The 17,626-nt window shown below is 59.2% G+C and carries 27 protein-coding genes and 1 tRNA gene; 22 read left to right on the top strand and 6 right to left on the bottom strand.

The window, feature by feature from the left end; genetic code table 11:
• Window position 1: 1 nt before the first annotated feature.
• From FS665_RS01665 to FS665_RS01655, 3 genes are all read right to left on the bottom strand, one after another.
• Window positions 2–814 carry an ATP-binding protein gene (locus tag FS665_RS01665; protein WP_145182392.1) on the bottom strand — a complete coding sequence of 271 codons (813 nt, stop codon included), beginning with the start codon at window positions 812–814 and terminating at the stop codon, window positions 2–4.
• Window positions 804–1,661: a replication protein gene (locus FS665_RS01660; RefSeq protein WP_145182389.1), complete on the bottom strand. Its 858-nt coding sequence runs from the start codon at window positions 1,659–1,661 to the stop codon at window positions 804–806. The genes FS665_RS01665 and FS665_RS01660 overlap by 11 nt, the downstream gene beginning before the upstream one ends.
• A 136-nt stretch (window positions 1,662–1,797) precedes the next feature.
• Window positions 1,798–2,028, bottom strand: coding sequence for a YdaS family helix-turn-helix protein (locus FS665_RS01655; protein ID WP_145182386.1), 231 nt, complete (start codon window positions 2,026–2,028; stop codon window positions 1,798–1,800).
• 72 nt (window positions 2,029–2,100) lie between these two features.
• On the opposite strand from FS665_RS01655, the gene FS665_RS01650 reads away from it, so the two are divergent.
• The 7 genes from FS665_RS01650 (at window position 2,101) to FS665_RS01625 (ending at window position 5,834) form a co-directional block, all read left to right on the top strand.
• Entirely contained in the window at window positions 2,101–2,790 is a 690-nt protein-coding gene (locus FS665_RS01650; RefSeq protein WP_371921210.1) for a LexA family protein, read from the top strand.
• A gap of 145 nt (window positions 2,791–2,935) precedes the next feature.
• On the top strand, window positions 2,936–3,184 hold the full coding sequence (locus FS665_RS01645; protein WP_145182383.1) for a DUF1654 domain-containing protein: 249 nt from the start codon (window positions 2,936–2,938) through the stop codon (window positions 3,182–3,184).
• Between the two features lie 318 nt (window positions 3,185–3,502).
• Window positions 3,503–3,649, top strand: coding sequence for a hypothetical protein (locus FS665_RS23335; RefSeq protein WP_178108273.1), 147 nt, complete (start codon window positions 3,503–3,505; stop codon window positions 3,647–3,649).
• Between the two features lie 130 nt (window positions 3,650–3,779).
• Window positions 3,780–4,676 (top strand): ParB N-terminal domain-containing protein, encoded by an 897-nt coding sequence (locus FS665_RS01640; RefSeq protein ID WP_256674883.1) that lies wholly within the window; start codon window positions 3,780–3,782, stop codon window positions 4,674–4,676.
• A 3-nt stretch (window positions 4,677–4,679) separates the two neighbouring features.
• Window positions 4,680–5,063, top strand: coding sequence for a response regulator transcription factor (locus FS665_RS01635; protein WP_145182380.1), 384 nt, complete (start codon window positions 4,680–4,682; stop codon window positions 5,061–5,063).
• Window positions 5,064–5,082: 19 nt separating this feature from the next.
• Window positions 5,083–5,352, top strand: coding sequence for a hypothetical protein (locus FS665_RS01630; protein ID WP_145182376.1), 270 nt, complete (start codon window positions 5,083–5,085; stop codon window positions 5,350–5,352).
• The gene (locus FS665_RS01625; RefSeq protein ID WP_145182373.1) at window positions 5,349–5,834 is read left to right on the top strand and encodes a hypothetical protein; all 486 of its coding nucleotides are present in this window, start codon (window positions 5,349–5,351) and stop codon (window positions 5,832–5,834) included. Before FS665_RS01630 ends, FS665_RS01625 begins: the two co-directional genes overlap by 4 nt.
• Window positions 5,835–5,856: 22 nt before the next feature.
• On the opposite strand, the gene FS665_RS01620 is transcribed toward FS665_RS01625, so the two are convergent.
• A complete protein-coding gene (locus FS665_RS01620) occupies window positions 5,857–6,912 on the bottom strand; it encodes a GTP pyrophosphokinase family protein (RefSeq protein ID WP_145182370.1) in 1,056 nt (351 codons plus the stop codon).
• Between the two features lie 73 nt (window positions 6,913–6,985).
• Between FS665_RS01620 and FS665_RS01615 the strand changes: the two genes are divergently transcribed.
• From FS665_RS01615 to FS665_RS01560, 12 genes are all read left to right on the top strand, one after another.
• Window positions 6,986–8,437, top strand: a complete 1,452-nt coding sequence (locus FS665_RS01615; RefSeq protein ID WP_145182368.1) for a DNA cytosine methyltransferase — start codon at window positions 6,986–6,988, stop codon at window positions 8,435–8,437.
• A 251-nt stretch (window positions 8,438–8,688) separates the two neighbouring features.
• Window positions 8,689–9,312 (top strand): hypothetical protein, encoded by a 624-nt coding sequence (locus FS665_RS01610; protein ID WP_145182365.1) that lies wholly within the window; start codon window positions 8,689–8,691, stop codon window positions 9,310–9,312.
• Window positions 9,309–9,734: a hypothetical protein gene (locus FS665_RS01605; protein ID WP_145182362.1), complete on the top strand. Its 426-nt coding sequence runs from the start codon at window positions 9,309–9,311 to the stop codon at window positions 9,732–9,734. The genes FS665_RS01610 and FS665_RS01605 overlap by 4 nt, the downstream gene beginning before the upstream one ends.
• A 247-nt stretch (window positions 9,735–9,981) precedes the next feature.
• Window positions 9,982–10,170: a hypothetical protein gene (locus FS665_RS01600; protein WP_145182359.1), complete on the top strand. Its 189-nt coding sequence runs from the start codon at window positions 9,982–9,984 to the stop codon at window positions 10,168–10,170.
• Window positions 10,167–10,523 carry a DUF4884 domain-containing protein gene (locus FS665_RS01595; protein WP_145182356.1) on the top strand — a complete coding sequence of 119 codons (357 nt, stop codon included), beginning with the start codon at window positions 10,167–10,169 and terminating at the stop codon, window positions 10,521–10,523. Before FS665_RS01600 ends, FS665_RS01595 begins: the two co-directional genes overlap by 4 nt.
• Window positions 10,520–10,894, top strand: a complete 375-nt coding sequence (locus FS665_RS01590) for an ASCH domain-containing protein (RefSeq protein WP_145182354.1) — start codon at window positions 10,520–10,522, stop codon at window positions 10,892–10,894. The genes FS665_RS01595 and FS665_RS01590 overlap by 4 nt, the downstream gene beginning before the upstream one ends.
• Window positions 10,891–11,265 carry a DUF2591 domain-containing protein gene (locus FS665_RS01585; RefSeq protein ID WP_145182351.1) on the top strand — a complete coding sequence of 125 codons (375 nt, stop codon included), beginning with the start codon at window positions 10,891–10,893 and terminating at the stop codon, window positions 11,263–11,265. Before FS665_RS01590 ends, FS665_RS01585 begins: the two co-directional genes overlap by 4 nt.
• The gene (locus FS665_RS01580; RefSeq protein WP_145182348.1) at window positions 11,262–11,597 is read left to right on the top strand and encodes a hypothetical protein; all 336 of its coding nucleotides are present in this window, start codon (window positions 11,262–11,264) and stop codon (window positions 11,595–11,597) included. The genes FS665_RS01585 and FS665_RS01580 overlap by 4 nt, the downstream gene beginning before the upstream one ends.
• Before the next feature lie 43 nt (window positions 11,598–11,640).
• Window positions 11,641–12,000 (top strand): hypothetical protein, encoded by a 360-nt coding sequence (locus FS665_RS01575; RefSeq protein WP_145182345.1) that lies wholly within the window; start codon window positions 11,641–11,643, stop codon window positions 11,998–12,000.
• A 52-nt stretch (window positions 12,001–12,052) separates the two neighbouring features.
• Complete coding sequence (locus tag FS665_RS01570; protein ID WP_145182342.1) at window positions 12,053–12,412, top strand: hypothetical protein; 360 nt, start codon at window positions 12,053–12,055, stop codon at window positions 12,410–12,412.
• 35 nt (window positions 12,413–12,447) lie between these two features.
• Window positions 12,448–12,693, top strand: a complete 246-nt coding sequence (locus tag FS665_RS01565) for a DUF4224 domain-containing protein (protein WP_145182339.1) — start codon at window positions 12,448–12,450, stop codon at window positions 12,691–12,693.
• A gap of 1 nt (window position 12,694) precedes the next feature.
• The gene (locus FS665_RS01560; RefSeq protein WP_145182336.1) at window positions 12,695–13,747 is read left to right on the top strand and encodes a site-specific integrase; all 1,053 of its coding nucleotides are present in this window, start codon (window positions 12,695–12,697) and stop codon (window positions 13,745–13,747) included.
• Window positions 13,748–13,845: 98 nt separating this feature from the next.
• Here FS665_RS01560 and FS665_RS01555 read toward each other — a convergent pair.
• Both FS665_RS01555 and sohB read right to left on the bottom strand, forming a co-directional pair.
• A tRNA-Cys gene (locus FS665_RS01555) sits at window positions 13,846–13,919 on the bottom strand.
• Between the two features lie 154 nt (window positions 13,920–14,073).
• Window positions 14,074–15,093: a protease SohB gene (gene sohB / locus FS665_RS01550; RefSeq protein WP_145182334.1), complete on the bottom strand. Its 1,020-nt coding sequence runs from the start codon at window positions 15,091–15,093 to the stop codon at window positions 14,074–14,076.
• A 195-nt stretch (window positions 15,094–15,288) separates the two neighbouring features.
• Here sohB and FS665_RS01545 point away from each other — a divergent pair, with 195 nt between their 5' ends.
• From FS665_RS01545 to FS665_RS01535, 3 genes are all read left to right on the top strand, one after another.
• Window positions 15,289–15,999: a histidine phosphatase family protein gene (locus FS665_RS01545; protein WP_145183336.1), complete on the top strand. Its 711-nt coding sequence runs from the start codon at window positions 15,289–15,291 to the stop codon at window positions 15,997–15,999.
• A gap of 56 nt (window positions 16,000–16,055) precedes the next feature.
• On the top strand, window positions 16,056–16,373 hold the full coding sequence (locus FS665_RS01540) for an SCP2 sterol-binding domain-containing protein (protein WP_145182332.1): 318 nt from the start codon (window positions 16,056–16,058) through the stop codon (window positions 16,371–16,373).
• A gap of 181 nt (window positions 16,374–16,554) precedes the next feature.
• On the top strand, window positions 16,555–17,622 hold the full coding sequence (locus tag FS665_RS01535; protein ID WP_145182308.1) for a phosphotransferase family protein: 1,068 nt from the start codon (window positions 16,555–16,557) through the stop codon (window positions 17,620–17,622).
• Window positions 17,623–17,626 lie beyond the last annotated feature (4 nt).

The raw sequence follows: 17,626 nt of genomic DNA, 5'->3' as shown, positions 1-17,626 counted from the left end.
GTCAGAACTCCTCCTTGCCACGGTGGGATTCCCACTCGAAGGGCACCACCACCCCGCCGCCCTCGCGCAAGCGGTCGTAACACCGCTCGCCCATGGCGTGGCGCAGCTGGCTGGCCTCCAGATTGGAGATCACCACCGTGGGGCGCATCTGCTCGTAGCGCCCGTTGATGATCGAGAATAGGGTGGTCAGCTCGAACTCGCTCGGCTGCTCCTTGCTGACACCGACCTCGTCCAGCACCAGCAGCGATGGCTCGATAAGGCTGGACAGGATGTCGGTCTCGGACTGTTCGCTGTGGCGGTCGTAAGTGGCGCGGATGGACTGCAGGATCGCGCCCACCGTGCGATACACGGCCGTCGCCGACGTGTTGCGCATCAGCTCGTTGGCCATGCCGGCACCTAGGTGGGTCTTGCCGGTACCGACCTTGCCCAGCAGCATCAGGCAGCGCCCGGTGCGTTCGATCTCCTCGAACGCGGCCACATAGCGCGTGCAGTAGGCCAGGGCCTTGCGCTGACCTTCATGCTCGACGCGATAGTTGGCCAGAGTGCGCTCGGCGAAGCGCTTCGGGATCAATGCTGACCCCAACTTGCGGGTCATGGCCTCGCGCTTCAGGCGGGTTTCTTCGGCATGTTGCTTGGCCTGGCGCTCGGCAATGACGGCCTTTTCGCACTCAGGGCAGCGACCAACAATCTCCCGCCCCATCAGCATGGTTACCCGCTGCTCGAAGTCGCCGTGATGCTCACAGTGCGCGGGCTGGACGCGGAAACCGGCGGCGTTTCGCACGTCGGACATGGTGATCACCGATTCAGATCGCATAGGTACCGTCCTCCCGCGGGGCCAGGCCAGCGGTGTAGTCGCGCTCGTTGAAGCCGTGATGACGGCTATTGGGGTTGGCTTTGGCAGGCGCCTGGCCACCAACGCGCTTGGTGATCCATTCCACCTCGAAGCCGCGCCAGCCGCTCTCGACCGCAATCTCCAGGGCCTGGGCTGGCTGGACGCCGAAGACCTTGCACTGCTCGAGCTTGGCGTTCAGGCCGGACCAGATCCGGGCAGTGACCGGGGCTTTGGCGGCCTTGCGGACAGCCAGGTAGTCAGCGATCAGCGATTCATCCAGGCCGTGGGGGTTGTCGGCCAGCATGGCGGCCTTCCCGAATGGGGTCTTGCGGTCAGCTTTCGCCGGCGCCTCGGCCGCTTCGCTGGGGGGGCATGTATCTTCTTCCGAAGGAAGAAATACATAGGGGGTTTGTTTCTTAGAATAAAGAAGGGACTCGGCGGTTTTGGTCTGTTTCGACTCCGAGCCGATTCGGACCACTTGAGCCGAGTCGGCTGTTTTGGTCTGTTTCGGATCAGTGACGTAGACCCAGTCTTTCGGGTCATTCACGCCGATATCGCCACGAGCGCCACCCTCACGAAACAGCACGCGACGACGCAGCAGGCTGGAAACGGCCTTGGACACGGTGTCCGGGTGAGCGTGGATGGCTTTCGCGATATCGGTGGCCGGGATGCGCTGGGCGCCTGCCCCGAAGTTGATGGTGGCCTTGACCACGTACAGCACGATCTTCATTTCACGTGCCGGAAGATCGATAGCCAACAGGCCATCCATGAGCTGGTTGTCCATCCGGGTGAACCCCCTGGACTTGTCAAGTGGGACGATGTTTGTCATGCTCTGGTCTCGATTGAAGCTGTAGAGAAAGCCGCCCTGCCAGGCGGTTTTTTTTCGTCTGCGATTCCGGTACTGGATGGATTCGCAGGTGTTTCGGCCATCTACTGGCGAGGCGCCACAAGACGGATAATGCTCATCACGAAGCGGCTTGATCCTCAGAGGGATAGAGGTCTGGTCTCAGCTGATGGCGCGTTACTTGCCCGCCAACAGCCTTCTCAAAGGGAATGACCAGATCGGCTGGAACCTTCTGGTTGCGGTGAACGCATTGCCAGATGCGCGGCTGGCTCGTATTGCATCGCCTGGCGAGCTCTGCCTGGCCCCCGGCCAAGCGCACCACCTCGTCGATTGGTCTTTCGGTGTTCGGCATGTCTGCGTGCCTCAATGGATCGTGCACCCGATGATAACTCAAGTTATAGATAAGGCAAACACATGTTATTTGATGGCTAATAACGTGTGTTTTACCCTTGCAGGCATGAACAAACCTTCCGAAATGCTCAAAGACCGAATACTGGAACGGCGCACGGCGCTAGGCCTCAGTCAGGCTCAATTGGCCGAGAAATCTGGGGTAAGCCAGGTCACGATTCAGCACCTCGAGAGTGGTCGGAACTCGACTTCCAAGAAGCTGCTCGACATTGCGCGAGCGCTCGGGGTGACAGCTGAATGGCTGGCTTCCGGGGAAGGACCTCTTCGCGAGGCCAGCAATGTTCAATCGGTGAGCCAGCAGCCCGAGTCGTTCCGCTATCCGGTGATCAGCTGGGTAGCTGCAGGGGCATGGGCCGAGGCAGTAGAGCCGTTCCCGCCTGGATACTCCGACCGATATGAGATGTCAGATTACGATTCCAAGGGGATCGCATTCTGGCTGGAGGTGAAGGGTGACTCGATGACCTCCCCGGTCGGTACGAGCATTCCCGAGGGGATGCTTATTCTGGTTGATACAGAAGCCGAAGCGATCCCCGGCAAGCTGGTGGTGGCCAAGCTAGCCGACAGCAATGAGGCGACCTTCAAGAAATTGGTTGAAGATGGAGGCCGGCGCTTCCTCAAGCCACTAAACCCAGCCTACCCAACGGAGATGTGCCTAGAAGGCTGCCGAATTGTGGGCGTAGTGGTGAGGGCCACGATCAAGCTGTAACGCCCCAGCTCTCTAACGCCCGGTGCATGCCGGGCTTTTTTTCGACTGCTGAAGGTGACGGTGGCAAAGAATCCTGCCCTAGGTATTGAAAAATCCGACAGCACGGGATAACTGTATGTATGTACAGTACAAGGAGCCCCACTCAATGTTTCAGCTCGCCTTCTCGCACTCACCTTCCCTGTCCTATGAGCGGCTTGGATACCGCATCCAACAAGCGATCTCATCTCCACACGTTCAGAAAAGGCAGTGCGTGGAGCTTCGACCAAACCATGACGAATCCCCCGCCGACTGGCGCCGGCTGATCGCCGACCTGGAGGAGACCTCGGGCATCGAAGTAGAGGCCCTGGAATCAGGTCTGATCAGGATCGGTTGGCGAGAATTCACAGACGCATGAGGAACTGCCCGCTGATTGCGGGCTTTTTTTTGGTCTGATTTATAACTTGGGTTATTGACACTCAGAAAACCTGAGTTATGATTTGATCCATAACACAGGTTATAGGCAGCTACAGCAACCACCGCTCTTTAAAAACCAGCAGATGAGCCACCAGGCGCCGAGTTAAGCCGGCAATTGAGTTCTGGTGGACGTCACGCAACGCAGCAAGCTTCCTCGCTCGACATGTCGGCCCGCAGGTTTGCTGAGCAACACCGATTTCACTGGCTGGCCTTGGCGACAGGGCCAGACGGGAAATCAACCGCCCTGGAGGGCAAGACGATGAACGAACGCCAAGCTTACCTGCTCGAGCAAAGCAACTCCTTCCAGGTTGGCTTTCGAGACCAACGCGCAGGCCTCCCACTCGACGAGCGCATGAGTGCCGAATGGCAGCGCGGGTGGAAGTGGGCAAACCTCAACCGCCCCTGAACAACCAGCGCCACGTCAGCCTGACGTTAACTGCCCGATCTACCTGGTTCCCCATCACCAGGCTGTATCGGTGGAGTAACTGGTCGAGGACTACCCCGCCCCTCATGCGCATGCCGAAGCGGGTCGCGCCATGAAGCCAGTTGCTCCACCAATGCAGCCCGAACGGAAGTTAATTGCGATGAAGTCATTCAAGCAGATGATCAAAGATGGCGATGTACGCCGCGCAGACGCCATGCGAGTAAAGCTGGAGGATCTTCACGAAGAACCTGGCTTCAACCTACGCATTGAAGGCGTGGCACTCGAAACCAGTATCGACCTGCTTGCTGAGTTCATCGCAAACGGGGGCCAGATCCCTCCTCTTGAGGTTCGCCCACGTGCAGAAGGTGGCGTTTGGGTTGTCGACGGCCACCGGCGTCGGCGGGCAATGCGAAAGCTTGATGAGGCAGGACGGCTTCCCCGCACGCCAAGCAAGCAAGACCCGGCTGTACTGGAAGCCTGGGTGCCAGTCATTTCGTTTGAAGGCAGCGATGCAGATCGTGTAGCACGGATCATTTCGAGCCAAGCGAACGAGAAGCTCTCCCCGCTTGAGCTGGCTGAAGGCTACAAGCGATTAAGGGCCTTCGGTTGGACTCCTGAGCAGATCGCCAAGAAGGTTGGCAAGACTCGGCAGCACGTGGAGCAGGTGTTGACCGTTGGCAACGCTAACACCGATGTTCAAAGCCTTGTCGCAGCCGGCCAAGTCTCGGCGACAACAGCCGCTCAGGTCGTGCGCGAGCACGGAGACGGCGCCGGAAAGGTACTTGGCACAGAGCTAGAGAAAGCGCAGGCCAGCGGCAAAAACAAGGTCACGGCAGGCTCGATGAAAGGCCCCTCCATTCCCAAGCCGCGCCTTGAAGCCGTGCACAGAGCATCGCGCAAGTTGATTGCATCGCTTGGGCAAATCGACGAAGACAGCCGATCGCTCACTCTCCCCACCGCGCTTGTCCTCGAGCTGCGTAAAGCTCTCGAAGGCGCCACGCCGAGATAACTCATGGAAACGATCACCTGCGGCTCATGGATTGGCCAGCTCGGCAAGGCGCTGGCTCCACGCGAGCTCGAAGCAATGCTCTGGGTCGCTCAGGGCCTCACCACTAAAGAAATCGCCCGCCAGATGTCGGTAAGCCCCGGCACTGTGGCCAATCGCATCGAAGCCGCGCTGTTCAAGCTGGAAGCCGGCCGACGCATCGAGGCGGTCACCAAGGCCATGCGGCAGCAGATCATCAGCCCGCTCTGCATCGCCCTGGCCGGCCTCATCGCCATGCACGCAGTGATCAACGACAGCGACCCAATGCGCCGCGACCGCCGCGCGCCGGAGCGCCGCACCGCCCAAGTTCGAATCGTTCGCAAGGCCGAGGCCTTCGAATACCACGCCTGACCCCACCGAGGATCACCCCATGCAGACAGCAATGCACCCTGCTTTCGAGCAGAAGCTTGCCGTGCTCGCGGCCCTGCTCGAGCGCAGCAAGTCAGTGAGAGCCGAGGCGCACGCCAAGGTCGCTCAGTCAGCCCCGCGCTACCAAGCATCGGGCAAGGCCGGCACCTGGGATGTGGTCGAGATCGCTACCGGTACGGTGCAAGGCTTTGCCTACAGCTACAAGGCGGCAATGCGCTTTGTCGATGCCTGCGAGGCCGGGGCGGCAAGCAAGACAGGCACCCGACAATGAGCAAGCGCAAGCCCCACAACATGCGGGTACGCCTGGAGCGGACCTGCCGGGCCTTAGTCTCTGCCAACCACGCCGCCGTGGTGAACATCGACCCCAGCGGGCAGCAGGTGCTGATCAACTGGAAGAACCTCAAGCAGATCCGCGTGCGCCAGGTCGTCGACGCCGTCTGCGACATCCCGCACCGCTGGACCATCTACCTCAGCGTGCTGTGCCGTGACCACTTCGGGGCGCGGTACCACAAGTCAATAGAGGTCGCGCCGCAGGGCAACTACCGGGCCGAGCACCTGACTGACGTGATCGAGGCGACCTATACCGACCTGCGGGCCACGGCCAACCCCAACCACCTGGTGGCATCCGGATGGATCGCCATCCCCACCGACACAACACTCGACGAAGCAGAGGCTGCAAAGATCTTTGCTGCCGTCGGCGCCTGGAATCAGCAGAAAGGTGTATGTGAAAATCATTGCGCCTGTACGGTATAACCAGCGGCAGCGATTCAACGATTTACCGAATATTTTGCCCCTGATAGAAGTTAAGAAGATAGCTCTTGAACGACGACGCAAGTCCACGAATCTTTAGAAAACCATCAATAATATCTTCGTTACCGCTCTTCGCCGCCAGCATTTGAGTAAGATAAAAAACACAAACTCCGCGAGAAGCTAACGATACTTTATCTGAACTTTTAGTACTAGCAATATCGTGAACTCGCCGACGGATATCATCCTGAAAATCAACCAAAGATTTACTCAACTGGTCTACAGTTTCAATGCCAAAATAGCTCAACGCCTGCAACTGCTTAGCCACGTTTTTGGGCTCGTCCATAAGTTTTAGATTGCAGATCGCAGCACTTTCGTTATCCAAATCCAAGCATCTTTCATCGGTCTGCACGAAATTGAGATATGTAACCTTGTCCAACAATACTTTTTCTGGGCTTCTGGCGGCTTCAGCGAGCATACTTTTTTGATACTTACTCAACTCCGAACGTATCGCAACAAACTCCTGATCTGCAAGCTCCAGCAGCCCTGCCATTCTTGAAAACTTCCGCTTAATCACCTTCGGCACTTCAACAGAACTTTTATATCCAATATCATGCTCTATTTCCGCCCAAGTATGCTGGAGAATTGACCTAATTTGGATCTCCAATTTCAGCCCTTTGAAAGCAGCATACTCATCTAAAACTTCCCGCTCTCTTTTTAACGAAACGACGTAATGTAGAGATAAGTATCCAAACCTATCGGGGTCGAGAGCGGCACGCTTATCAATTGAATTTTTTCGGTCAATCTTAAACTCAGACTCTATCATCGAAGCGACAACATCAACATCATCAGAAAAATGAGTAATTATTCTGACACCTGCTAGGTCAGTAACATCTTCAAGCGCTGAATACGACTGCTTTATATCTACTTTTCGCTCAAAGCTTTCTTTAGTTTTACATCTGAACGAAATTGAGTGGTAACTAATCTTCCTTGCGTCAATCAGCCGATTGATTAAATCGGCCATTGTTTTCGCAAGGGAGTTATAAGCCTCCCGCCTCCGATCAAACTCAGCAATTAAATCCATTTCATATTCCTATTCAAAGCGGCACACAGGAAGTCAATTGATTGGCTTCACATCATACCGGCCAGGAGCCATCATGCCCATCACCTACGGAAGCGTCTGCAGCGGCATTGAAGCTGCGACCGTTGCCTGGCACCCGCTGGGCTGGCGCGCCGCCTGGTACGCCGAGATCGAGCAGTTCCCCAGCGCGGTGCTGGCTCACCACTACCCTGACACCCCGAACCACGGCGATATGACCCGCCTAGCTGCCCTGGTGCTTTCCGGCAAAATTCAGGCGCCCGATGTCCTGGTCGGCGGCACACCTTGCCAGGCATTCAGCGTGGCAGGCATGCGCGAAGGCCTGGCTGATCCCCGCGGCGCCCTTACCATCAAATATGTGGAGCTGCTCGATGCAATTGACCATGTTCGAACAAAGCGTGGCGAGCCCGAGGCCGCCTGTGTCTGGGAAAACGTCCCTGGAGTCCTCTCAGACAAAGGCAACGCGTTTGGCTGCTTCCTCGGCGCCTTGGTGGGCGAATCCGCAGAGCTCAAGCCGCCAGGGGGCAAATGGAAGGACGCTGGTTGTGTGTATGGACCCACGCGAACAGTCGCATGGCGGGTTCTGGATGCCCAATATTTCGGCCTGGCCCAACGACGCCGCCGTGTGTTCGTTGTCGCAAGTGCTCGAGCAGGATTCGATCCCCTCGAAGTACTTTTTGAGCGCGAAGGCGTGCGCCGGGATACTGCGCCGCGCCGAGGCGAGGGGCAAGCAGCTGCCGGCACAATTACAGCAAGCACTGGAGGCGTCGACGAGAACGACGCAGCAGACGGCCGCCTGACCGTATTCGGCGGGAACAATACCGCAGGGCCAATTGATGTGGCCCCTGCACGCAACGCATGTGCCAGCGCCAGCGGAAGAATGGATTTTGAGTCCGAGGCCTTCGTCGTCAGCGGCACACTCCAGGCCAACGGCAAGGCGGCCGGCAGCGCCACCCAGCAGGATGCCGAGAACGGCATGCTCGTGGTGCACGGCACGCAAGATCCTTGCACTCTCCACGACCAGGCGTTTGCACTCGGGAGGAACAGCGGCCAAGAGAATGCGGTGCTGGCCTTTGCGGAAAACAGCCGTAGCGAGATCCGGCTGGAAGGCGGAGATGGCCAAGTAGTGGGCACGCTATCAACAGGCGGCGGCAAGCCAGGCCAAGGTCTGCCCTGCATCGCTTTCCAAGAAAGAGGGCGAGAAGGCGGTAGATCTTTGGAGGTCGGCGGAGACATCGCCTACGCGCTCACCGCACCTGGCGACGGAGGTCGATCTCAAGAGCGCAACGTGCTTACAGGGTCAGCCGTGCGCAGGTTGACTCCGCGCGAGTGCGAACGGCTTCAGGGATTCCCTGATGACTACACGCTGATCGCCTATCGCGGGCGCGTCGCAGGCTTGTGCCCGGACGGCCCACGCTACAAGGCAATCGGCAACAGTAAAGCGGTGCCCGTCGTGCGCTGGATCGGATGGCGCCTCGAGAACCAGCTCATAGCCAGCCTGAGCGTGTGATTGCATCGATAAGCCGCACAACAGCGGACAAGAAGTTGATCCAGTCAGTAAATCGCTTCATAGCGTGATGCCCCGTCGATGTGATGCGCACATCGTTGCATCACGACTTTCGAAGGCGTACTGGGTGAAACATTCATCAGCCTAAGCATGCCGGGAAACTTTTCCCGATAAACACCCCCTTGACAGCCCATTCGGTCGTGATGATCGCGAGGTATCCCATGCCCACAGAAAACCGATCCAGCAACACAGAGATGGTCAGCGTGCCGCGCGAGCTGCTCGAGCGCCTTGACCTCGGCAAGAACACGGCAACAGCGCTGGGCGCGCTTCCCGAGTTGCGGGCCATCCTTGCACAGCCAGCGCCCCAGCCCGACCCTATAGCCTGGATGGTTGATACTGCCATCTGGTGGACCAAAGAAGAGGCAGAGCGGGATGCAGCGGCTACTGGGCTGCCGATTGTTGGGCTGGGGCCGATGGCTGGGGTCGCGCCAGCCGTGCAGCACCAGGGCGAGCCGGTGGCGTGGCGCGGCATAAACGAGCTCGGCGATATCGTTACCGAATGGATAGACGGTGCTCCACCAGCGGCGATGGTCGACCTATGCGGACAACCCGCCAGCTTTGCAAGTCTTGAGTTGGCCTACACCCACGCCGATCCTGCCCAGGTTGAGCGGTGCGAAGCAAGACTGCATGAGGTTGCGAGCCTATGCGCCAGCGTCGAGCAAGAGCGCGATGCCCTGCGCGCCCAGGTGGCCGAGGCCTTGGCACGGGCAGAGCTTGTTCGAGATACCGTGCCAGGCTTGCAGCGCCAAAGACTGAGTGAGTTGCTAGCCCATTTGTTGAAAGCATCCGCCAGCGCAGAGCCGGAGGTGGAATCGTGACCGATTCAATCGTTTCAACCCTTCGCGCCATGGCTCGCAATTATGCTGGCGGGCATAGCTGGGATCACTTGGACGGCGAAGCGGTATCGCAGGCGGCGGATGAAATTGAGCGGCTGCGCGCCGTCATTGAGCAGCAGAAAAGCCTGATCGAATCGTTGCGCGCGGAGCTGGTCGAGTCGCACAGCATCGACGCCAGCGCAGAGCCGAGCGCGCCGAACGACTACGCCATTTGTCGTGACCTGGGCAACCAGTGCATGGAGTGCGAGGAAGGCGAGTTCCGCGAATGGGCCGACCGACACTTCGCCGCAGCCGACTACCGCAAGACCGATGCCGGGGTGTTCATCCAAGACTGGATGCGTCACGCATATGGCGCTTGGTGCGCACGCGGCGCAGCAATCTATAAAAAGGATTGTCGCCAATAGGCCTGCCTTACTCGAGGCATCCTAGGCAGCGCAGCAACTCGACTAGCTCACGGGTCAGCTTCAGGAACTCGGTCAGAACCATAAGAACCACACGTACCTTCTTCATAAGTCACCTCCTCTGTGTAGCCGCCAGAACATTTCCAGCAGCAGCCACAGTGAGGGTTTTTGAAGAGTGCGACGCACCCCACCCCGCTGTAACCCCTCTCCCCTCTTTTCACTGCCGCGATATGGCGGCCAAGGATCTCCTGTGCCCAAAACGATCATCCTGACCGGCCGAGCCATCGTGAACTTCAAGCGGGTCATGTACGACATGCCGGACGACGAAGTCCAAGAGCTACTCGAAAGCAACGATTTGCGGGAATCGCAGATTGATGACGGCGATCTTCGCGACATCGAATGCATCCACGACGACGTAACGATCGAGGTGAAGGAATGAGCCGCCTCGCCCTCAGCCTCCTGCTGCTGGCCACCCTGGCCGGCTGCCTGGAACCTACACCGCCGGCCACCTCTTCCGTCGCCAGAGGCTTCAAGGTGGAAAAGCTGTTCACCGTGGATGGATGCACCGTTTACCGCTTCCTCGACGGGGGCTGGAATCGTTACTTCACCAACTGCTCAGGGTCGGCCTCGTGGTCCCAGGACTGCGGCAAGGGCTGCCCATCAGCCCAAGAGATATCGGGCGGCAACCATCAGGCCGGCAACGAGCGCCAGCTCTCCCCGCACGAAACCCAACCCGAACCTACACCCGCTATGGCGCCTGGGCGCTGGATTGATGAGAGGTATCAGCTGTGAAAGCACTATCAATTAAGCAGCCATGGGCCTGGCTGATCATTCACGGCGGCAAGGACGTCGAAAATCGAACTTGGCACACGAAAATGCGCGGGCGGTTTCTGGTGCATGCGTCCAAAGGCATGACCCGTGCCGAATACAACGAGGCGACGTGGATTTTCGGCCCGCTTGGCGTCGAAGTTCCGCGCTTTGAAGACCTGGAGCGCGGCGGAATCATAGGCTCAGTCGAGCTGGTCGACTCTGTCGATTGCAGCAACTCGCCTTGGTACTCGGGAGATAAGGCGTTCGTGCTGCGCGATCCTAAGCCTATCCCTTTCATCCCGTTCAAGGGGCAGCTTCAGTTTTTTGAAGTGCCCGAAGGCTTGCTGCCATGACCAACCTGATCGAAGTGAAGACGGGCGACCTGGCCGGCGAGTCGCTTGGGTGGGCAGTCGGTATGGCCGAGGGCCTGGACCTGTTCCTAGCGCCGCCGGAGTACGGTAACCCGTGGCGGGTGTTCGCCCGCTACCAGGGCCAGGTCATCGAGCACACCAAGCGCTACAACCCGTGGGAAGACTGGGCGCTGGCTGGCCTGCTTTTGGACAAACACCGTATCAGCCTGATCTACGCCTTCGAAGAGTATGAGGCTCTGATTGGTATGACCGGAAGCGGGTACCACCCAAGCTCTACCATCGCCGCCTGCCGCGCCATCGTCGCCGCCAAGCTCGGCGATACCGTCCAGGTGCCGAAGGAGCTGATGCCGTGACCGAACAAAGCAAAAAGGAATTCTACTCTGTAGATCAAGCATCTCAGCATGCTGCTGAATGGTGCAAACGCAACCCCGCATGGCGCCGGATCTGTGATATCCCGGATATCTCCGTGTTCGAAAAAACCTACGATGAGATTCCAAAGCGCGAGCGCGCCTACTGGGAAAAGAACGGCGGCGAAGAATGCTGGCGTGAATTCGGCGCCGGAGGAACCAAGGTGCCTACCGGATTCATCTCTGGTAAGGGCGAGTTCTTCGACCACGTCCTCAAAGTGCCACTCCATCACAACATGATGACGGTGTACCGCGTCGGCAAGAGGTGGAAGCCATGATCGACCTCGCCTACATGGCCTACCTGGTATGGAGGGCGCCGCGATGAGCAACATCTTCGGAATCACCGATGAGGAGTGCTTCGAGATCATGAGGGCGGCCGATGAGGCCCAGACCCAGTACCTTCTGGATCAGCAGGCGCGCAACGCCCCTGTGCTGGAAATGGTAAAGGTCCTGGTTGGTGATGAGGTTTTCGCCCAGGTCGAGGAAGAGATTGAAGCGGCCGAGAACACCTACGACTACGAGATCGTCGACGAGCCGGCCGGCGCGCCTCAGGACAACGGCTTCGCCCTCGGCGACGTGTACATCGATCAAGAATGCGGCATGTCCGGCGATGACTTCTCCGGCACCGTAGCACTTCCCCTGCCTGACGGCCGCTACTTCCAGTTCGCCTTCAACTGCTAACCCCCTTACAACTCAAGCCCGCCGACATGCGCGGGCATGGAGAGCTATTGCCATGACGAAACATAAACACACGCCAGGCCCATGGTTCGTTGAGTCCACCGACAAAACCCCGATCTACGTCTCGCCAGTTGCTCGCCACGAGCAGATCGGCATCTGCAACGTCATGGTCATTGATGAGGATGAGTCGAGCGATTCAGGCGAGTGGTTCAACGGCCATCAGACCAAGGCCAATGCCCGACTGATCGCCGCGGCGCCCTTGCTACTGGACGATCTTATCGATGCAGCCGCCCAGTTGCGCAAGTACGAAACACTGCACCGCGCCAAGGGCACCGCCGACAGCCTGGCCAAGGCCGAGGTGAACGCCAACCTGGCCGCGCGCTTCGAGCAGACCATCGCAAAGGCTACCTCCTGACAACCTGCCGCCACCGGCGGCGTGGAGACCATCCCATGGATACCGAGATCCTTTCGGACGAAGAGCTGGTGGTGATCACCGGCTACAAACCCCGGGCGTGGCAGCGCCGCTGGTTAAAAGAGAAAGGCTGGCATTTCGTCGAGAGCCGCGGTGGTCGGCCCCTGGTGGGTCGCCTGTACGCACGCCAAAAGCTCAGCGGCGTGGTGATCGACACCGTGCCTGTCGCTGCAGCCCCGCCCCCGGCGCCCGCCTGGACCCCTGATTTCTCCCGAGTAAAGTGAAATGCGACCCAGAAGTACCGAGAACCGCGACCTGCCGCCGGGCATGTACCGGCGCAAGCGGACTAGAAAAAACGGAAAAGTGTGGGTTGGGTACTACTACCGCGATCAGGCCGGCAAGGAAATCCCTCTCGGTACCGACCTGGTGCAGGCCAAGCTGAAGTGGGCCGATTTCGAAGCCAAGGCCACCCCGGCCGAGCTGACAACCATGAAGGGGATCTTCGACGAGTATCTGCTGAAGATCATCCCCGGCAAGGCCACCAGGACCCAAAAGGACAACATCTACGAGCTCAAGCAGCTGCGCGCCGTGTTCGACTCGGCGCCGATCGACGCCATCACGCCAGCCATGATCGCGCAGTACCGCGACTCGCGCTCGGCGAAGACCAGGGCGAACAGGGAAATCGCACTGCTCTCGCACGTATTCAACACGGCCAGGGAATGGGGGCTCACAACCAGAGACAACCCGTGCCTGGGCGTGAGGAAGAACAAGGAGAAACCGCGCGATTTCTACGCCAACGAAACGGTGTGGCAGGCGGTGTATGAGGAGGCTCCACCGGAGCTGAAGGATGCGATGGACCTGGCTTACCTGACTGGCCAGCGGCCGTCAGACGTGCTTTCCATGCGAAAGGACGATATGGAGGGGATCTACCTGCTGGTCAGCCAAGGCAAGACCGGCAAGCGACTGAGGATCGTCTTGGAGATGGACGGGGTGAAGAACAGCCTGGGTCAGTTGCTCGAGCGAATCATGCGCAGGACCAGCGAGCACCTGTCGCCGTTCTTCATCGTCAACGAACACGGCAAGCGCATGAGCTGGCCCATGCTGCGCAACCGGTGGTCGGATGCCCGCGAGGCTGCAAGGGTTAAAGCTGAACTGGAGAAGAAGCCAGACCTGGCCAATCGAATCGCCCAGTTCCAGTTCCGCGATATCCGGCCGAAGGCCGCATCAGAGATCAACGACCTAAGCGAGGCAAGCGTGCTGCTTGGCCACTCGAAAGAGGGAATCACCGAGCGCGTTTACCGGCGCGTCGGCGCCATCGCCAAACCCTCGAAAGGCTGAAGTTTCGGAACTCCAACACAAAAGTTTCGGAACTCATGGTGTTTTATGACCCATAAAGAAAAACCCCGCAGACGTTAATCTGCGGGGCTTTCGAATGGTGGAGGCCGAGGTCGGAATCGAACCGGCGTAGACGGATTTGCAATCCGGAGCATAACCACTTTGCTACTCGGCCTCAAAGTTCGGAGGTAACGGCTTACGCTTCGCTATCTCCTTGAAACACCGCTGCTTTTTCAAAGCTTGCTGCGTTTCGATGGGCGCCATTATGTCTGCATTCGAATCACCTTGCAACCCCCTAAACAGAAAAAAATTTCAGCGGGTTCAAGGTGTTAGCGCAGACGGTTGAGTTTACTCCACAGCCCCACCACCGCGTTCTCGACGCTGCCGCTCGCCGCCATGCCGATGCGCTCCTGCAAGCTCTTGCGCTCGGCGTAATGCAGGTGGAACACGTTGGCAGTACGGGCACGGCCGCTGAGGTATTCGTCGCTGGTCTGCAGCTCGTCGACGAGCTGGCGATTGAGTGCGGCCACGCCCAGCCAGACCTCGCCGGTGGCCACTTCATCGATGTGCAGCTGCGGACGATAGCGGGCGACGAAGTCCTTGAACAGCTGGTGCGTGATGTCCAGGTCCTGCTGAAACTTTTCACGGCCCTTCTCGGTGTTTTCGCCCAGCACAGTCAGTGTCCGCTTGTACTCTCCGGCAGTCAGGACTTCGACATCGATGTCGTGCTTCTTCAGAAGACGATTGATATTGGGCAATTGCGCGACCACCCCGATCGAGCCGATCACGGCGAACGGCGCGCTGATGATCTTCTCGCCGATGCACGCCATCATGTAACCGCCGCTGGCGGCGACCTTGTCGATGCACACCGTCAGCGGAATGCCAGCTTGCCGGACACGGGCCAACTGCGAGGCTGCCAGGCCATAACTGTGCACCAGCCCACCGCCGCTCTCCAGGCGCAGTACCACCTCATCACGCGGGGTCGCCAAGGTCAGCAATGCGGTGATTTCGTTGCGCAGGCTCTCGGTCGCCGAGGCCTTGATGTCGCCGTCGAAGTCGAGCACGAACACCCGGCCAGGCTCCTGAGCCTTGCCTTTTTTGTTCTTCTTTTCACCTTTGGCCTGTTGCTTGCGCAGGGCCTTGAGCTGCGCTTTGTCGAGCAAGCCGCTCTCCAGGCGCTCGCGCAGCTCTTTATAGAACTCATTGAGACGGGTGACCTGCAATTGCCCACCGGCCTTGCGCCGGCCCTTGCCGCGCAACCCGGCAAGGGCTGACAACACCACGAGAATGGCGATGACCAGGGTGGCGGTTTTGGCGAGAAAGCTTGCGTACTCGGCAAGAAACTCCACGTTGACTCCTTATGAACCTGCGCCAACCTGGCGCGAAACTGAAGCAAGCATACCGTTGCGCCCCTGCCCTCGCCAGCGCAGGTAAACGCTGGCAACACAGTTCAAACAACCTTTTCAAACGCTTGTATGTTTTTTCGTTGACAGCCTGGGTGGCGCATCCTAACCTCGCAGCAACACCCAATGCCGGATACCTCTGTGGGCAACCTCTACCTCATTCGCCATGGCCAAGCGTCCTTCGGTGCCGAGAACTACGATGTCCTCTCGCCCATCGGCGTTCGCCAGAGCCAAGCATTGGGTGCACACCTGGCCCAGCTTGACCTGCGCCTGGACCGCTGCGTCGCCGGTGATCTGCGCCGCCAGCAAGACACCGCGCAGCATGCGCTGCAAGCCATGCACGCGGCAGGGGTGGCGGTGCCGGCCATTGAGACCGATGCAGCGTTCAATGAGTTCGACGCCGACGGCGTCATTCGCGCGCTGCTGCCGGGGCTGCTGGCCGAGGAACCCAATGCGCGGGAAATCCTGCGTAATGGCGCGCACAATCGTAGCGAATTTCAACGGTTGTTCGCCGTGATGGTGCAGCGCTGGCACGCCGGCGATCATGCCGATGACGGCCTGGAAACCTGGCAAGCGTTCACCGCCCGTGTCCAAACCGGCCTCCAGCGGCTGCTCGACGCCGCCAGCAGTGGCGGAAATATCGCCGTGTTCACCTCCGGCGGCACCATTGCCGCCCTGCTCCACCTGGTTACCCGAATCACGCCAGCACAGGCATTTGCGCTGAACTGGCAGATCATCAACACGTCGTTCAGCCAGCTCAAGTTTCGCGGCCGCGACGTGGCCCTGGCTTCCTTCAACTGCCAAGCCCATGTCCAGCTGTTGAAGGCGCCGGAGCTCATCACCTTTCGCTGAGCCCGGCCTGTTTTGTCCCCGCGGGGATATCACCATCACTCAATAAGGAATGCACCATGACCTCCGTAGCCGATGCCGTGAAAAAGATGCAAGAGAAGTTCAACCCGTCCGCTGCTGAAGGCCTGGACCTGGTGTTCGGCTTCAACATCACCGACGAAGACAAGCACTATGCGCTGATCGTCAAAGATGGCACCTGCGACCTGCAAGAGGGCGAAAACCCCGATGCCAACTGCACCCTGGTCATGGACAGCGAAACCCTCAAGGGTATCGTCAGCGGTGAAACCGACGGCATGCAGGCGTTCATGAGCGGCAAGCTGCGCGTGGAAGGCGACATGATGCTGTCGATGAAGCTCAGCGAGTTGTTCCCGGCCTGAGGCAGGCCCAGCCCCCAGTGCGAACCGAAGCCTGAGCGGCTTCGGTTTTTTTTTGCGCGCCATTCGGGCCAGTGATCGGCCTGCAACACCAAGGTCTATGGGGTACTTGGCACGCTTGTCCCACCGGCTGCAGCCCATTAGATTAACCAATAGTCCTTGCAAGAGATAATAAGGAAAACGCATGACGCTCACCGACCAGTCCACCCAGGTACGCCCCGGCGAAGAACTCGACGCGGCCGTCATCGACCCTTACCTCAAAAGCCGGATCCCGGGCCTTACCGGCAGTCCGTCGATCACCCAGTTTCCGGGCGGGGCGTCGAACCTGACCTACCTGGTGAGCTACCCTGAGCAAGACTTCGTCCTGCGCCGCCCGCCCTATGGCCACAAGGCCAAGTCGGCCCACGACATGGGCCGGGAATTTCGCATACTCAACCAGCTCAACAACGGCTTCCCCTATTGCCCCAAGGCTTATGTGCACTGCACCGACACGTCGCTGATCGGGGGCGAGTTCTATGTCATGGAGCGGGTCAACGGTGTGATTCTGCGCTCGGACATCCCTGCAGAGCTGGGGCTGGATGCGCAGCGCACCGAAGCGTTGTGCAAAAGCTTCATCGACCGATTGGTCGAGCTGCATCAGGTGAACTATAACGCCTGCGGCCTCGCGGACCTGGGCAAGCCTGAAGGCTACGTGCAGCGCCAGATCGAAGGCTGGACCAGCCGCTACCAGAAGGCCCTGACGCCGGATGCCCCGCTTTGGCAACAGGTCATTGCCTGGCTCAACCGGAAGATGCCGGCCGACCATCCGCGCCCGGCCATCGTGCACAACGACTATCGCTTCGACAACGTGATTCTCGATGCCGATAACCCCATGCGCATCATCGGCGTGCTGGACTGGGAGATGGCTACCCTTGGGGATCCACTGATGGATCTGGGCAATAGCCTCGCCTACTGGATCGAAGCCGCTGATCCAGCGCCGGTGCAACTGATGCGCCGCCAGCCGAGCAATGCGCCAGGCATGCTCAGCCGCCGCCAGTTCGTCGATTACTACGCCGAGCGTGCCGGCATCAACATCGACAACTTCGATTACTACTACTGCTATGGCCTGTTCCGCCTAGCCGGCATCGTGCAACAGATCTACTACCGCTACTACCACGGCCAGACCCAGGACAAGCGCTTCGCCCAGTTCATCCAGATGAACCGGTTGCTCGAGCAGATGAGCCTGCAGGTCATCGACACGTCCACGCTTTGATGCC

This window comes from Pseudomonas sp. URMO17WK12:I11, assembly GCF_007677725.1.
Classification (GTDB): domain Bacteria; phylum Pseudomonadota; class Gammaproteobacteria; order Pseudomonadales; family Pseudomonadaceae; genus Aquipseudomonas.
This window is presented reverse-complemented; position numbering and strand designations above follow the sequence as displayed.

What these genes read in the sequence shown, in the direction of transcription:
- FS665_RS01655 (WP_145182386.1), bottom strand. Translation starts at nt 2,028, where the DNA reads ATGCCGAACACCGAAAGACCAATCGACGAGGTGGTGCGCTTGGCCGGG.
- FS665_RS01585 (WP_145182351.1), top strand. Translation starts at nt 10,891, where the DNA reads ATGACCAACCTGATCGAAGTGAAGACGGGCGACCTGGCCGGCGAGTCG.
- FS665_RS01565 (WP_145182339.1), top strand. Translation starts at nt 12,448, where the DNA reads ATGGATACCGAGATCCTTTCGGACGAAGAGCTGGTGGTGATCACCGGC.
- FS665_RS01660 (WP_145182389.1), bottom strand. Translation starts at nt 1,661, where the DNA reads ATGACAAACATCGTCCCACTTGACAAGTCCAGGGGGTTCACCCGGATG.
- FS665_RS01620 (WP_145182370.1), bottom strand. Translation starts at nt 6,912, where the DNA reads ATGGATTTAATTGCTGAGTTTGATCGGAGGCGGGAGGCTTATAACTCC.
- FS665_RS01640 (WP_256674883.1), top strand. Translation starts at nt 3,780, where the DNA reads ATGAAGCCAGTTGCTCCACCAATGCAGCCCGAACGGAAGTTAATTGCG.
- FS665_RS01665 (WP_145182392.1), bottom strand. Translation starts at nt 814, where the DNA reads ATGCGATCTGAATCGGTGATCACCATGTCCGACGTGCGAAACGCCGCC.
- FS665_RS23335 (WP_178108273.1), top strand. Translation starts at nt 3,503, where the DNA reads ATGAACGAACGCCAAGCTTACCTGCTCGAGCAAAGCAACTCCTTCCAG.
- FS665_RS01570 (WP_145182342.1), top strand. Translation starts at nt 12,053, where the DNA reads ATGACGAAACATAAACACACGCCAGGCCCATGGTTCGTTGAGTCCACC.
- FS665_RS01635 (WP_145182380.1), top strand. Translation starts at nt 4,680, where the DNA reads ATGGAAACGATCACCTGCGGCTCATGGATTGGCCAGCTCGGCAAGGCG.
- FS665_RS01595 (WP_145182356.1), top strand. Translation starts at nt 10,167, where the DNA reads ATGAGCCGCCTCGCCCTCAGCCTCCTGCTGCTGGCCACCCTGGCCGGC.
- FS665_RS01630 (WP_145182376.1), top strand. Translation starts at nt 5,083, where the DNA reads ATGCAGACAGCAATGCACCCTGCTTTCGAGCAGAAGCTTGCCGTGCTC.
- FS665_RS01535 (WP_145182308.1), top strand. Translation starts at nt 16,555, where the DNA reads ATGACGCTCACCGACCAGTCCACCCAGGTACGCCCCGGCGAAGAACTC.
- FS665_RS01650 (WP_371921210.1), top strand. Translation starts at nt 2,101, where the DNA reads ATGGCTAATAACGTGTGTTTTACCCTTGCAGGCATGAACAAACCTTCC.
- FS665_RS01610 (WP_145182365.1), top strand. Translation starts at nt 8,689, where the DNA reads ATGGTCAGCGTGCCGCGCGAGCTGCTCGAGCGCCTTGACCTCGGCAAG.
- FS665_RS01575 (WP_145182345.1), top strand. Translation starts at nt 11,641, where the DNA reads ATGAGCAACATCTTCGGAATCACCGATGAGGAGTGCTTCGAGATCATG.
- FS665_RS01560 (WP_145182336.1), top strand. Translation starts at nt 12,695, where the DNA reads ATGCGACCCAGAAGTACCGAGAACCGCGACCTGCCGCCGGGCATGTAC.
- FS665_RS01540 (WP_145182332.1), top strand. Translation starts at nt 16,056, where the DNA reads ATGACCTCCGTAGCCGATGCCGTGAAAAAGATGCAAGAGAAGTTCAAC.
- FS665_RS01625 (WP_145182373.1), top strand. Translation starts at nt 5,349, where the DNA reads ATGAGCAAGCGCAAGCCCCACAACATGCGGGTACGCCTGGAGCGGACC.
- FS665_RS01645 (WP_145182383.1), top strand. Translation starts at nt 2,936, where the DNA reads ATGTTTCAGCTCGCCTTCTCGCACTCACCTTCCCTGTCCTATGAGCGG.
- FS665_RS01615 (WP_145182368.1), top strand. Translation starts at nt 6,986, where the DNA reads ATGCCCATCACCTACGGAAGCGTCTGCAGCGGCATTGAAGCTGCGACC.